Source organism: Halostella sp. PRR32 (assembly GCF_034808085.1).
Lineage (GTDB): Archaea > Halobacteriota > Halobacteria > Halobacteriales > Natronoarchaeaceae > Halostella > Halostella pelagica.
Genome location: NZ_JAXHGL010000004.1, coordinates 37057 through 49752 on the forward strand (window position 1 = coordinate 37057; position 12696 = coordinate 49752).

The following is a 12696-nucleotide window of genomic DNA, read 5'->3' on the forward strand; positions in this document are numbered from 1 at the left end:
GAGCGTTGGCTGTCAGTGACTACTATAGGGTCCACGTTTCAGAATGGGATCCGACGCACGAGTGACGGCAACTGATTGCGGAGGCGAATCCTGTAGTTCCCGGTGAGGTCCTCGATTTCCGCCATCTCCCCGTCAGAAAGCGAGAAATCGAAAACGGCGAGATTGTCGGCCAGATGGTCTCGACTGGTCGCTTTCGGAATCGCGATAACTCCGTCCTGTTGAATCAGCCATCGGATAGCGACCTGCGCAGCCGTTTTCTCGTAGCGTTTTCCTATCTCTTTGAGCAACCGATCCGAGAGGACGTCACCTCTTGCGAGTGGACTATAAGCCGTGAGTACGGTGTCGGTATCAGTACAGAAATTCCGAAGCTGTGATCTGTCTGAATACGGGTGGTAAAGTACCTGATCGGTTATGAGTGGTACATCCGACACCTGCATAGCCTGTTGGAACTGGGAGCGAGTGAAATTGCTAACGCCAAGGTTCTTAACTAATCCTTTCTCGTACAGTTCGTTCATCGCATCGAGCGTCTCCGCGACTGGGACCCGGGGATGGGGCCAGTGGATCAAGAGCAGATCGACGTACTCGACGCCTAGTTTATCGAGACTATCACGAACTGACGCGTGGACGTCGTCCCGTCTGAGATTCGAACGCGATAGCTTAGTCGTCAAGAAAAGGTCTTCACGGGTGATATTCGCGGCAGCGATACCCTCACCGACCGCACTTTCGTTCCCGTACATCTGGGCTGTGTCAACGTGACGATAGCCCATCTCGAGGGCGGTTTGAACGGTACGAGTACACGTTTCCCCGGTGTTTTTCCATGTCCCGAGGCCCAGTTTCGGGATCCGTACGTCCTTGATCTCGAGATACTCCATGTGAATACATGTGATCGGCTATTATTGAAACCCACTGACGATTTCGACTATACAGGTTCGCTTGCGGCCTCTCTACCCTGTTCAACCCGGGTTTTCTACTAAATATCGAGGGTACGGAACCGGGAAACGATCCCGTTTCCGTGGCTGCGGACGTAGTTTACTGGCTATTCTTTGCTTCAGTCGTTCTCATAGAGGGTTTCTAGCTCAAGCAACGGATACGCCGGGTCGGCACAATCCATGAACTCCGAGATGTTGTGTTCATCGCTCGAATCGGCCGTTTCTAGCGGTATCGATACCGCACCGTCACTCTCGACTGCCACGTTGAAATCCTCGCAGATAGAAACCTCGTCCGCGGTGATCGTTTCGGCCCCGGATGCTGCTTTCACTGTACGGGTCTCACCAGCGTCACCGTTCGATACGTTGAGGGTGGTCAGTTGATCCGTCTCCACCTCGTCAGCCATGAGGACGGTGTTCAGTTCTTCGACCTTGTCGACCGACTCCGAGCCGAGATCAACCACGGCCTGGACTCGCGGTGCGGCCGTATGATTCGGCGCAACGTAGACCTGTAGTTCATCTCCAACGGCCTCCACGTGGAAGTGAGCCGATCCACCATTTTCGATGGCACTGTTGACCGTCTCGTTTGCCCACGCGAGCTGACGCGCATTCTCGACATCTTGCTCGCTTAGCCTATCGTGGGGGTCGACGACTTCTACTGTATAGTTAGCGGGCGATGCGTCGTCCGCGGGCGACTGAGAGGGAGCCACCGACGGGTTTGAATCGATCGACGCGGCGGAGACACCGCTCGCCCCGAAGGCGAGCAGCGCCACGACCGCGAGTGTGAGTACTTTGTGTCGCATGGTTTCGATATCTAATCTGTTTCGTGGCGAACCGGGATGGGAGGACCGGAATCCGCATTCTGTCAGCGGGACCAGTGCCGGTGTCACCCCGACTCGCCTCGGTTCTACATTGTCTGAAAGACCTCATAGGTCTTGATTGGAAACGCGGGTGAAACCCGTTGAAAACGCGTTTTACGCCCGTTTCAGTGGATATATGTGCTTACTGGAGTTGGATCGTATTCCCCATACCGTTCCGTTTGCGCTCGACGAGCCCGCGGTTTTCGAGCTTATCGAGTGTGCGACTGACGGTTGCTTTCGAGAGATCGGTCTCCTCGACGAGTTTTCGTTGCGCGAGTTCCCCGTCAGCCTCTATGAGCTCCGTGTAGATCGTCTCTTGGTTGTTCTGGAGTCGTTCAGCAGTTTCCTCCCATTGTTCGCGCGGCAGGCCTGTTTCTTCGGGATACGTGTCGACTCCGCCATCGCTCCTTTCAACGCCTCCATTCGCTTCCGGCTGAGGCCGCACGTTCTGCTGCCCGGTAGCCTCGTGGTTCACAAGTCGTTGGGCACGGTCGTGGAGAACGAGATACGTCCCGCTCGCACCACAGAGGAGGGAGGCGACGACGACGACGGCCACGTCATTGTACGTGAAATACTGCCCGACGCTTGTCGTTTGTGTCCCGCTTTCGCCAAGCGAGACCATCACTGGTGATGGTGTGATTAACTGTATGGCGAGGACGAGGATGGCGGTGACAAAGGTCACCGCCGCGAGGAGGTGAATATTCCGGAGGGGACGGTAATTCATATCGTCTGGTTCCTACCACGGGAATTTAATGGTTGGTGTTATCCGCGCAGTAGAACCCCTGAAACACCCGTGAAACGCGTTTGGAAGCTGTTTGGAACGTGTTTCATCCCAGTCTTGATGAGGTCTTTCAACCATACGATACACATGTCAAGTGAGATCCGCTCACGCCTTATCGTACTCAGCGCTCTGGCCCTCCTCGGGGTCGCGTTAGCTGGAGTTGGCACTTCGCTCGGAATGGGTTCTTCTCTGACAAATCACGGGGACGATCCGAGCTTCGTCGTTACTAACGAGAACATCACGTTTTCGAAGAGCGGAGACAACGTCACTCTGATCGACAATATGTCGAACGTAAAGGAGGTCCGAATTGACCAGACCGGCTCCAACCAGTATCAGGTACGGACGGAGGCCGAACAGTCACTGACGGCCACGGAACGCGAGCGCGCCCGCCAGATCGCGCGGAGCAACCAAACGGTTCAACAGCACCTCGATTCGCTAAGCGAGTACGAACTCGGCGTTGATCCGATCCACGAGATCGATTCGGATTCCATGTCTGTTGTTTCAGTCGATCTAAACGAAAGTAAGGACGACGGTGAGTATGATTTCGTTGCCGTCTCTCAGGAAAACGAGAACAGGTCTGTTGTCGTCGAACGAGACCCGGAGTACGTTGCGGACCGGGCCGTAGTGCGGGTCCGACAACCGAGTGATCCTAAACACGAGGGACTCAAGTATTCAGTTAAGGTTGATCTAGCGAACGAGACGGTAACGGGGATCACGGATTGGGACGAGATCCGAGAGGATTCCTCCCAGGGAACCGTTTCGCACCGTTATTGAAACGACACGACGGAACGCACCGGGGTAGTGATCACGATCGAGGTCTGTATGCGAACGAACCCGTTCGTTTAATCGCCAGAGGTAACATGCTAGCAGTCGCTATCTGAACACTGGTCGGACTTCTGTCACAGTTGTTTATTGTCTTCGGATGCATAGTGAAACATATGATGTCGCGGGCTCGGCTGTCGAAAGTGTTAATGATTGTCAGTTGTCTGTTTATCACAGCAGTCGCACTCACTCCGCCCGCGAGTGGTTACGAACATTCCCCTTATCAGGCCTATCACACGGTGACGTGGCTATTGTTCGGAGCAACTGTGTGCCTCGGAGTCGGGTGCGTTATGCTCTCGACAGAGACACACGATACTCACCGATCCTGGGTGGTGGGTTTCGGTGGTCTACTTGTGGCTTTCGCTGGTCTGTATGCCTTACCCCTGACACGGTCATACGTTCTCTACACCAGTCTTGGGGCCGATCAGTTCGTTCACCTCGGCACTGTTCAGGATCTCCTCGAGACGGGGAGACTCGCCCGACTTCAATATCCAGGCGGCTACCTAGTAACGGCATCTCTCGGCTTTACAACAGGTGCCACTTTGGAATCGTTAGTTCCAGTTCTTGCGTTCTTGTTTAGCACTCTCTTTACGGGCCTCCTTGGGGCATGTGTTTGGTCATTAACGAAAAAGAGGACACTGGTTTTAACCACTCTTCTTGCATCTTTTCCCCTCTATTTTGCCTCTCACCGTTTCTTTTTCATGCCGTATCTGTTTGCGCTCTCCCCAGTTCCACTGCTGGTCATGACTGCCCATCTATATCTACGGTCTGGCAGGAGAAAGCAGGTGGGTCCGTATCTCCTTGCAGCTGTCGCGTGTACGTTCTACCATCCGCTGACCATGCTGTTCGGCCTTCTCATGGTCGCTGGATACTTCGCAGTGTATAGAGATGTCTCGAACGTCTCGCTTACAGGCCCTGAGACGACACTCCTGTCAGTCAGCGCGATGATCGTTCTCAGCTGGTATATTATCGGAGGGATCCTTGATCACCATCTCCACACCGTGGGTGTGCGCTTGCTTGGGCAAACTACCGGCGCGATCAAAACGACCAGTCAGGCAGGGGGTTTTGGACTCTGGCATACGATGATCCTTCTTCTAGAGAACTTTGGTGTATTGCTTGCCCTATTCTCACTGGGCGGAATTGTAGTAGTGCACATATTATGGCGGCGAGGCGCTGGAAGCGCAACCAAATTTGAGTGGTTTGTCGCGTCGCAGTTTGTAATCGCCGGAGGAGTTAGCACCGTATTTTTCATCGCTCGCGTGTGGAGTTTAAATGTACCGCGAATCACGCAGTACCTCATTCTGATAGCGATTATGTCCGTCGGTGTTGGCCTGTCCCGTGCCCGAACGTGGGCGGGTCAGCGTTCCACACTAGCGGTTCGGGCTGTCAGTGTCTGTATCGTCGCTCTGATCGTCACGTTGACCCTGTTTTCTGCGGGCGTCGCCTATGACGACGGGAAACATCTTACGGAAGCGACTGTCTCCGGATACGGGTGGACACTTGACGAAAAGGCCGCGGAGGATCCAATTCTCCTTGACTCGCCAAGAGACACGTTTGCCTTCTATCACTACGGGTATACGAGTACGATCACCGATAAATCAAAGCAACGTATCTTCGGGCACAGTGACCCGCCACACCGATACGGGTACGCCGACAACGAGACGATCGGTTCGGCGATGGGCCCGGATGCTCCGGACACGTATCTCGTGATTCGAGATGCGGATACAGATCGGTATCACACACGTCCCGAATGGCAACAAGAGCAAATGACCCACTATTATACTGAGACGGACCGGGAGCGGGCACTGAACGACCCCACGGTAAACTACATCTACGCAAACGGAGAAATGGACGTACTACTCGCCGAAGGAGACGATTAACTGACTGCTGGAAACGGTATTACTCGGGGGAGAGTCTCGAACAGACCGAAAATGGATCGTTGGTAGAGACATTCTTCTGGGAGAAGGGACGGACCAGAGACACGGTTACGACTGTCGATGTTCCCAACTGAACCGAACTGTTGAAAGACGACATCGGTTCTTCAGTCCTCAACCACGGAGATCGTTTCGAGCCACTCGCCTCTGCTCAGTGAGAATCCGGCGTCAGGACGCTCAGTAACTGAAAACGTCGTGCATGCGTCGGGCGTTATTCCCGGTCGGCAGCGAGGCTCCGTTCGTGATCGAGTTCTGTATCGTAGCCGGCGTCCGACAGTGCTTCTTGCGCTGCGGCGAAGCTTTCGGTATCGGTTACGTGCTCGTCGAGATCGGAGGTAGCCGCTACTGCCTCAGGATCGAGGTAGAACGTCACGGTACTGGCGGGTGTGAGTTCGACCGAGCGTGCGCCGTCCCGGATCTCCGCTTCACCGAGTTTGCCCCGGGCGACGTTGACGGGGAGACGACTCGCTTCGGTCGTGACTACCTCTAACAGCGATTCGAGTTCCTCGACGATACGCGAGGAGAGACCCCACGAACCGAGCAAACCGTCGCGCGTGGCGGCGCGGGCTACTCCGTCTGTCACTTCGTCGAGAGTGAGCTCCCCGTCGCTTCCGTACCCGTACATACCCAGGCACGTATCGACAGTCAGGTGCGTAAGCACCGAGAGCATAACTGCGTCCGTCAGCGGGCTCTTGATCCCCGGTTCGTCGCCAGCCGCCAAGACATCACCGCCGGCGTCGGTGCCGACGACGAGGTCGATATCGAGCTGATCACAAGCATCATTGAGACCGGCGGCGACACCACGGACACCGCCGTGGATATCGATGAGGAGGACGTCTTCGTCGTAGTGACGGGCGACGTTCGTTTCTGCGAACTCGATGCCGTCGCGCGTTCGCGTCTCGCCGGTAGCGATGGCGACGGCGTCGTTAAGGCGGTCGATGTTCTCGATCTCGTCGAAGTGGCGTGGGCCGGGCTGTGGGTCGACGACGACGCGTTCCCACGCAACACCGCCGAGGATGACGTCAACGCCGTGGGATTCGAGGAAGCGAGCGGTCGGAATAGTGCTGACGATGTCGCCACAGCCGCCGACACCGAACACGAGCGCACGGGACTTGTCGAACGCGTCCTCTATCGTCTCCATGGTCGACGCTCTCTAGAACGACCAAAAATTGTGGCGATTTTGACGCACTGCGGTAGTCGTGATTCTCGTTGATCTGTCTGGAAGAGCAATCGGTGCCCAACCGGACAAGTGTCCTCTGTTACTATTTAGATCTAGTTCCCTTCGAGTTGGCAGGGCCTTCCGATTTCTTCCTCGTATTCGGTTTTGATTTGTTCGAACAGAGTCTCTCCGAGGGACGTTTGGAGTCGCGGAGCAGCCGTTGCGAAGAACTCGTCCAGATTTCCGAACTCGGAGAAATGCTCGTTCGGCTCGGACCCATCGTAGCGGTCTTCACGTTCGTATTTGAGTGCCTGCAGGCAATTGTCGATTAGATCCATATCCTTGACGAACTTCGCAGTACGTGACTCGCGGGCTTCGTACTCTTCCCAGAGTGTGTGGAGTTCCTCGTCAGGAAACGGGGAGAGCAGGTCCGCGATGGCCTCACGCTCGGCCGCTTCCTTTTCGGTGGCTGAAACTGCCTGTCGACCGTCCTCCGCACGCGTCGCGATATCTCCTGTTCGGACCTCTGCGAGATCGTGTATGAGTGCCATGGTCACGGCCCTGTCTCGGTCGACCTCGACGCGGTCAGCATACACCAGACAGAGAGTCGCCATTCCCCAGGTGTGTGCAGCCACTGATTCCGGGTCTTCAATATCCCGCAGTTCCCAACCGGTTCTGCGCTCGTCTTTCAAGTCGAGTAGTTCGAGTAGCGGCCCCAATTCGTCTGCCATCGTATGAAACAGAACGGGGATCGGTGTTGAGTATCACGATCCAGTACACTTGTCTTGGCTGTGTGATCGTTCTTTTCCGTAAATCTTTGAGCCCTCCGCAACCACAATCGGGTAGTTCTCTATCCGCGGACGCAGGGCTGGACAATTGGCGCGTTCGACAGTATCACCGATCCGCTATATACGCAGGGGCACCGATGGAGACAAGAGAATTATCAACGATCGGTTTCCGTGTCTGGATCTGTGTTCTCATCAGCAGTTGACGTGAACTCGCCAGTCCTCGGGTCATAGTATTCTCGCCCGAAAAAGCCTCTCAACGCCATTGTCGTGCCGATGTAAGCTGCGGCAACGAGCAGCACAAACCCAAATATCAGGTCCAACACCATACGTTACCCTTTGTTTCTGCTTGTAAAAGTCGTGCGTTCACCGTGTGAGTCTCCGTCCAATTGGGCACCATGTCTGAGGTCGCCTCGTCACTCCTGAGGGTCCGGCGGGGCACAGAGATAGCCGTTGGATCGCGTGCCGTTCGTCGCTCGCTGGACCGTCTTTCTTCGGAGAGGTCGGACCTACGGATAGTGTTCTTGTACAGTCCGCTCCGCCCGCCTGCTGAGTCTCGTCGATCGCAGCATTTAGCTCTTGATCTGAAAGATGTTCAATAACTCGAACCGACGGGTTCCACCCCTGGATCTTCTAGGCGCTGTGAGTTCCATGCTTTGGGACGATTACTCCGCCGAGCGAGCGCTGGGCCAGTTGACAGTTCGGAGAAATCGACCTCATGTGCGCCATCACTACCATTGAACTGCTCTGTGAACCCCTCTAACTGGAACTCACCAGATATTCACCACGGCAGAAAGAAGGCTGCTTGGAAGGATGACGCAGGGCCGAACCAGCCAGCGAGAGGCTGACAGAGAGGATTAGCCTTCCGACATGTCCGTTACTGCCATTCCGATCCCGTATGTCAGTGAAACTAACGCGACACCGAATACGAGAAGCCACAAGATAAGAATGAGGTTAAACGGAACGGCCCTCACCCCCTCGGGGAGGACGCGCTTTACTGCCATTTTATCCGTAACCATCGGGCGGTACACCAACTGTACAACCATCAGAACGAGTCCGATAGTTGCACCGAAGGCGATCGTCCACCAACTCCCGCCATCGTAGGGGGTCTGTCGGAGGATGCTTAGATAGTCGATCATGAGCGTGACCCCGATGGAGTACAGGAGACAGATGGTAATAGATACGACAGAGTAATCCAGTAACAGAAAATGCGAACTCAGGCCGATACAGAGCCCTACAGCACCACCGACGAATGCTGCTCGCTTCGTTGGCGGATTTCGAGTTGCCTTCTTGGACGCCGAAGGCGGAGTGGAATGATTTGGTCGCTCGGGGTTCATCTGGTACTCACCCGTTGTTGACGGGAAAATCGGGCCGGGAGATACCGTTCAATACATACAACGGTGTAATAAAGAAACCGATCTTCTACAGCGAATTGTTCGTGAGTTATAGCCGTCTACAGATAAGCAAGGCGAGTGCCTCGGTGCTTGACCCCGAGGGTGAAGCCGACACGAACTTTTACTGGTATGATTCGGACAGCAGAGTACAGTCAGCGATCCCAAAGACGGCGCATCAAGTCCTCGATGAACGCACGCCAGTCGAGGAGGAAAAGTCGAAGAGAAAGCGCCGCGATTCAGGGAGGAGTGGATATCAGTGTCTTTCAATCACTGAAGTCCCACGGGTCCGGATCTGAATGCTGGCCGACCCCGTCGTACGTCTCGGTGACGCGGCGGACTACATCGGGGCTTGCCGGACGTGAACGAGGTTGGTCGTCGACAACTCCGCCAGCTCGTAGCCCTGGAACGATCTCCTGTAACTCCCTGAGAAACGTAACGGCGGGGGATTCAGCGAGTGTTGGCGTTCCGGGAACGTCTGTGATACGACTGTCGACCGCCCCCGTCGCTCGATAGGACCGCGAGAGGCGACCATCACCGTCAGCGTCGAGGCCGGGTGCACCTCTCCAGTAGTTTCCACTCCAGACGTGCTGGACGTTGAACTCGTCTATTTCTACCGGACGTCCGTTGGCGAGAATGTCGTTTTCGGTCACCCGGTTCGTCGGGAAAAACGACAGAGTGCGAACGCCGCGGACGTTGTAGGCTATCACGTTGTGCTCGTACCGCGAGAACTCTCCTCGGACCGTCATCCCATTACGATTGTGCACCAGCACGTTTTCTGCAATGTAGTTCGCCTCTCCCGCAACGAGTACGCCGTTGCGACTGTTTCGGAGGTGGTTCCCAGCGATGACGGATCCGTACGACCGGTGTTCGACGTAGACCGCGTTCCACGTGTCCTCTATCGTCGAGTTCGTCACCATAGTCCGGATGCCGTAGAAGTCGAACACGCCGACCATCATTCCCTCCATCGACGCGTTCCGGACCACAACGCCGTTAGATTCGTGCGCGTAGACGCCGACCTTGCCGCCGTGGAACGACGAGTCTTGGACAACTGCTCGGCCGCCCAGCGCGACGACGCCGATGAACCCGTCGTCCCACTCCTTGGTTCCATACAGCGTGAGGTTCGTGACTGAAACGTTTGGGCTACTGCGCGATATGATGCCGTTCGATGTCGTGTTAATGCGAACCGACGAGACGAGTGATTCACCTGCCGTATCGAACACGACGGCGGCGTCACCGTAACCATGTACTTTCCAGATATCGTAGTTCCACGCACTGTCGTTGACGGGAACGTCGACAGAGCGGTCTCTGCCGCTCCGGTTCTCCCCGACGCCGGTTATCATCAGATCAGTGATGGCCGTCTGCGGTGCGTCAGCCGTGATCACGCTCCCGTTGCCATCGCCGACGATCCGGGTTGCGTTCCTACCGACTCCGCGGATCGTGAGCGGCTTCTCGATCCGCAGATCGTCGACGCGGTACGTGCCCGCCGGCACATGGATGGTTGTGTTCGCCGGTGCCTGCTCGACCGCGTCAGTGAGCGTTGACGCATCGCGTCCAACGACGGTGGAGACGGGGCGGTTTCGGAGGCGTTCTGCGGTTTCGACCGTCGCGTTCGCTCGGTCCTGTCGCTGACCGACGACCCGCTGCCACTCCGATGATGACCGTCCGAGTCGGCCGATAGAGGCTTGTTGCGCACCTCCCCACTGTCTCACTTCGCCGCCGTAGCGCTCGGTGAATGAAACGGCGTCTGCTCGGTCGGAGAACGGGACAATAACGGTGTCACGCGTGGGGATCCTGGCGTTACTCCCGACGACGAAATACGCGTCCCGAGCGTCGACCCATTTCGTCGGAGCGGTCTGAGGCGCTCGGAGGTGGCCAGTATCGGACAGTGTAAGATCGATCCCCGAAAAGTCGGAGACGTACACCCGCGATGGCGGACCGAACGCCTCGGTCTGCTGTGTCTGCAGTGCAGCAACGAGCGACGTGACGCCGTAGTAGCCGACGACGTAGCGGTACTGCGAGTAGTACACCTCCGCCTTCGGAAGTATCAGGTCGGATGACTCGGCCTCGCGAACCACGTGATCCGGTAACCCCGTCTCTTTAGTCTGCTCGAAGGGGACCGTGGCAGTTTGGGTGTCGGGGGTAAGCCAGAATGGGATCGCTCCGAGTACGACAAGGACGACGAACACGACGGCGAGAGACCGCGAGTTCATCAACAATGAACTACGGTAGCTGTCGGTAAATACGCTCCGTTACCGCCGCTGTAACTGTGTAGGAACGCCACGCTTAGGATCGAGTGTCCCATCACTAGAGCCTGAATGAGCGACACGAGTCAGGAGACGACCACACGGTCTGGTCCGCTGTTAGCGGTCAACGACGTGAGCCACTCGTTCGGTGATGTGAACGCTCTAGACGACGTATCCTTTGATATCTCCCGAGGGTCGGTGACAGCCATAATCGGGCCGAACGGTTCCGGGAAGACGACGCTCGCACACATCGTTACCGGACTACGCCGGCCTGACAGTGGCGAGATAGCGCTTGACGCCTCGAGCGACCGTCCGATCGGATATCTTCCGCAGTCCCCGCGATTCCGACCGGTGTTCACTGTCGAGGAAACGCTACAGTTCTACGCCGACTTGCTCTTCACCTCCGTCGACATCGATGCCGTTATGGAACGTGTCGGGCTCTCAGACGTGCCGGACCGCCGCGTCGACGCACTGTCTGGGGGAATGCGCCGTCTACTCGGACTCGCACAGAGTTTTCTCGGCGACCCGTCGTTGGTTATCTTGGACGAACCGACCAGCGGCCTCGACCCGCGGATGACGAAACAGATATTCGATATCGCCGCAGAGCAGGCTGATGACGGGACGGCTGTTTTACTAACGACACACGATCTGAGTTACGCAGCAAACGCGGACAATGTCGTTGTGCTGAACAGGGGCACCGTGATCGACTGTGGTTCCCCTGCCGAACTGACTGACCGGACGAACACGGAATCGTTGTCCGAGGCGTTCTTGTCGATGGTCGGGACAACCCCGACGGTACAGACCGGAACATGAGGGGACTGAGCATGATAGATACGGAACGCTTCGTGGCTGTTTTTGAACGCGAACTCGCGACGTTGCGGCGAACACGCTCGATCTGGCTCCTCGCACTCGGCTTTTTCGCGATAACTGTCGGTATCGGCGTCTTTAGCGACACCAGCGGATACGTGCCGCTGACACTGACGCTTCTCACGCCGGTGGAACTGCTCATCCCGGCATTAACAGCGGCGGTCGGCTACCGGTCAGTGCTCGCTGACCGGGAGAGAGGAGAGACGAGTATCTTGCAGACGTATCCGCTTGGTCCGGGAACCTACATCGCGGGTGTATACTGCGGTCGGTTGGCCTGGCTACTCCTCGTCGTGACAGGATCGCTGCTTGTCGCCGCTCTGACGGTGTCGTTCGCGAGTCCGCCCGCGGATGTGCTTGCTGAGTACACAGGGCTCGACTCGCCAGTCTACTATTTTCGGTTTGTCGTGTTGACTGCTGTCTTCGCTGCAGTGATACTTGCGCTGATGGTCCTGCTGTCGACGCTGGTTCGGTCTGCGCGGCGCGGTATAGTTGCAGCACTGATGCTTGTCGTAGTTGTGGCGATCGGGATCGACTTGGTGATCGTCTTCGGGGTCGCGGGTGGCATCATCGGCGGAAACATCCTTCCCTGGTACCTTGCGTTGAGTCCAGTAAGCGCGTACCGCGGGCTAGTGATGGCGTACGTGGTTTCCCCAGTCGCGGCGACGGTAGTCCGACCCTCGTCACCTCTTCTGAGTGTGATCAGTCTTTTCCTCTGGCTAGTTGTCTCACTACTACTGGCCGGAATCGCCGCCTGGAGTACGCCGTCACACGTTCAGTCTGAGTGACGTAAGCGGGATAACGAGCAGCTATCTACTGGCTCGTGTCTACGTGCTTTCAGTCAGTGCAAGCCGGACCTCTCCGGCGACGTCTCGCTGGTTACCCGGGTGGGTGAACACTCCTTCTCGGGTCACTGGCGCGGACTCCA

12 protein-coding genes are annotated in these 12696 nt (G+C 56.6%); 4 read left to right on the forward strand and 8 right to left on the reverse strand.

Features of this window, described 5'->3' with window-relative positions:
• Positions 1–38 precede the first annotated feature (38 nt).
• The 3 genes from SM753_RS14330 to SM753_RS14340 all read right to left on the reverse strand — a co-directional run bounded on the left by SM753_RS14330 (position 39) and on the right by SM753_RS14340 (position 2510).
• Entirely contained in the window at positions 39–872 is an 834-nt protein-coding gene (locus tag SM753_RS14330) for an aldo/keto reductase (protein ID WP_323192117.1), read from the reverse strand.
• A gap of 176 nt (positions 873–1048) precedes the next feature.
• A complete protein-coding gene (locus tag SM753_RS14335; protein WP_323192118.1) occupies positions 1049–1729 on the reverse strand; it encodes a hypothetical protein in 681 nt (226 codons plus the stop codon).
• Positions 1730–1928: 199 nt separating this feature from the next.
• On the reverse strand, positions 1929–2510 hold the full coding sequence (locus SM753_RS14340) for a MarR family transcriptional regulator (protein ID WP_323192119.1): 582 nt from the start codon (positions 2508–2510) through the stop codon (positions 1929–1931).
• Positions 2511–2654: 144 nt separating this feature from the next.
• Between SM753_RS14340 and SM753_RS14345 the strand changes: the two genes are divergently transcribed.
• Positions 2655–3341: a hypothetical protein gene (locus tag SM753_RS14345; protein WP_323192120.1), complete on the forward strand. Its 687-nt coding sequence runs from the start codon at positions 2655–2657 to the stop codon at positions 3339–3341.
• Between the two features lie 338 nt (positions 3342–3679).
• Entirely contained in the window at positions 3680–5269 is a 1590-nt protein-coding gene (locus SM753_RS14350; protein ID WP_323192121.1) for a hypothetical protein, read from the forward strand.
• A 265-nt stretch (positions 5270–5534) separates the two neighbouring features.
• Here SM753_RS14350 and SM753_RS14355 read toward each other — a convergent pair whose 3' ends face one another.
• From SM753_RS14355 to SM753_RS14375, 5 genes are all read right to left on the reverse strand, one after another.
• On the reverse strand, positions 5535–6464 hold the full coding sequence (locus SM753_RS14355; protein WP_323192122.1) for a DUF1152 domain-containing protein: 930 nt from the start codon (positions 6462–6464) through the stop codon (positions 5535–5537).
• Positions 6465–6595: 131 nt separating this feature from the next.
• A complete protein-coding gene (locus tag SM753_RS14360) occupies positions 6596–7213 on the reverse strand; it encodes an HD family hydrolase (protein WP_323192123.1) in 618 nt (205 codons plus the stop codon).
• A 212-nt stretch (positions 7214–7425) separates the two neighbouring features.
• Entirely contained in the window at positions 7426–7596 is a 171-nt protein-coding gene (locus SM753_RS14365; protein WP_323192124.1) for a hypothetical protein, read from the reverse strand.
• Between the two features lie 528 nt (positions 7597–8124).
• Entirely contained in the window at positions 8125–8604 is a 480-nt protein-coding gene (locus SM753_RS14370; RefSeq protein ID WP_323192125.1) for a hypothetical protein, read from the reverse strand.
• 320 nt (positions 8605–8924) lie between these two features.
• The gene (locus SM753_RS14375; protein WP_323192126.1) at positions 8925–10871 is read right to left on the reverse strand and encodes a nitrous oxide reductase accessory protein NosL; all 1947 of its coding nucleotides are present in this window, start codon (positions 10869–10871) and stop codon (positions 8925–8927) included.
• A gap of 105 nt (positions 10872–10976) precedes the next feature.
• Between SM753_RS14375 and SM753_RS14380 the strand changes: the two genes are divergently transcribed.
• Together SM753_RS14380 and SM753_RS14385 are read left to right on the forward strand one after the other, a co-directional pair.
• Positions 10977–11717 (forward strand): ABC transporter ATP-binding protein, encoded by a 741-nt coding sequence (locus SM753_RS14380; protein WP_323192127.1) that lies wholly within the window; start codon positions 10977–10979, stop codon positions 11715–11717.
• An 11-nt stretch (positions 11718–11728) separates the two neighbouring features.
• Positions 11729–12556, forward strand: a complete 828-nt coding sequence (locus tag SM753_RS14385) for an ABC transporter permease subunit (RefSeq protein ID WP_323192128.1) — start codon at positions 11729–11731, stop codon at positions 12554–12556.
• Positions 12557–12696 lie beyond the last annotated feature (140 nt).

What these genes read in the sequence shown, in the direction of transcription:
- SM753_RS14330 (WP_323192117.1), bottom strand. Translation starts at nt 872, where the DNA reads ATGGAGTATCTCGAGATCAAGGACGTACGGATCCCGAAACTGGGCCTC.
- SM753_RS14335 (WP_323192118.1), bottom strand. Translation starts at nt 1,729, where the DNA reads ATGCGACACAAAGTACTCACACTCGCGGTCGTGGCGCTGCTCGCCTTC.
- SM753_RS14340 (WP_323192119.1), bottom strand. Translation starts at nt 2,510, where the DNA reads ATGAATTACCGTCCCCTCCGGAATATTCACCTCCTCGCGGCGGTGACC.
- SM753_RS14345 (WP_323192120.1), top strand. Translation starts at nt 2,655, where the DNA reads ATGTCAAGTGAGATCCGCTCACGCCTTATCGTACTCAGCGCTCTGGCC.
- SM753_RS14350 (WP_323192121.1), top strand. Translation starts at nt 3,680, where the DNA reads ATGCTCTCGACAGAGACACACGATACTCACCGATCCTGGGTGGTGGGT.
- SM753_RS14355 (WP_323192122.1), bottom strand. Translation starts at nt 6,464, where the DNA reads ATGGAGACGATAGAGGACGCGTTCGACAAGTCCCGTGCGCTCGTGTTC.
- SM753_RS14360 (WP_323192123.1), bottom strand. Translation starts at nt 7,213, where the DNA reads ATGGCAGACGAATTGGGGCCGCTACTCGAACTACTCGACTTGAAAGAC.
- SM753_RS14365 (WP_323192124.1), bottom strand. Translation starts at nt 7,596, where the DNA reads ATGGTGTTGGACCTGATATTTGGGTTTGTGCTGCTCGTTGCCGCAGCT.
- SM753_RS14370 (WP_323192125.1), bottom strand. Translation starts at nt 8,604, where the DNA reads ATGAACCCCGAGCGACCAAATCATTCCACTCCGCCTTCGGCGTCCAAG.
- SM753_RS14375 (WP_323192126.1), bottom strand. Translation starts at nt 10,871, where the DNA reads ATGAACTCGCGGTCTCTCGCCGTCGTGTTCGTCGTCCTTGTCGTACTC.
- SM753_RS14380 (WP_323192127.1), top strand. Translation starts at nt 10,977, where the DNA reads ATGAGCGACACGAGTCAGGAGACGACCACACGGTCTGGTCCGCTGTTA.
- SM753_RS14385 (WP_323192128.1), top strand. Translation starts at nt 11,729, where the DNA reads ATGATAGATACGGAACGCTTCGTGGCTGTTTTTGAACGCGAACTCGCG.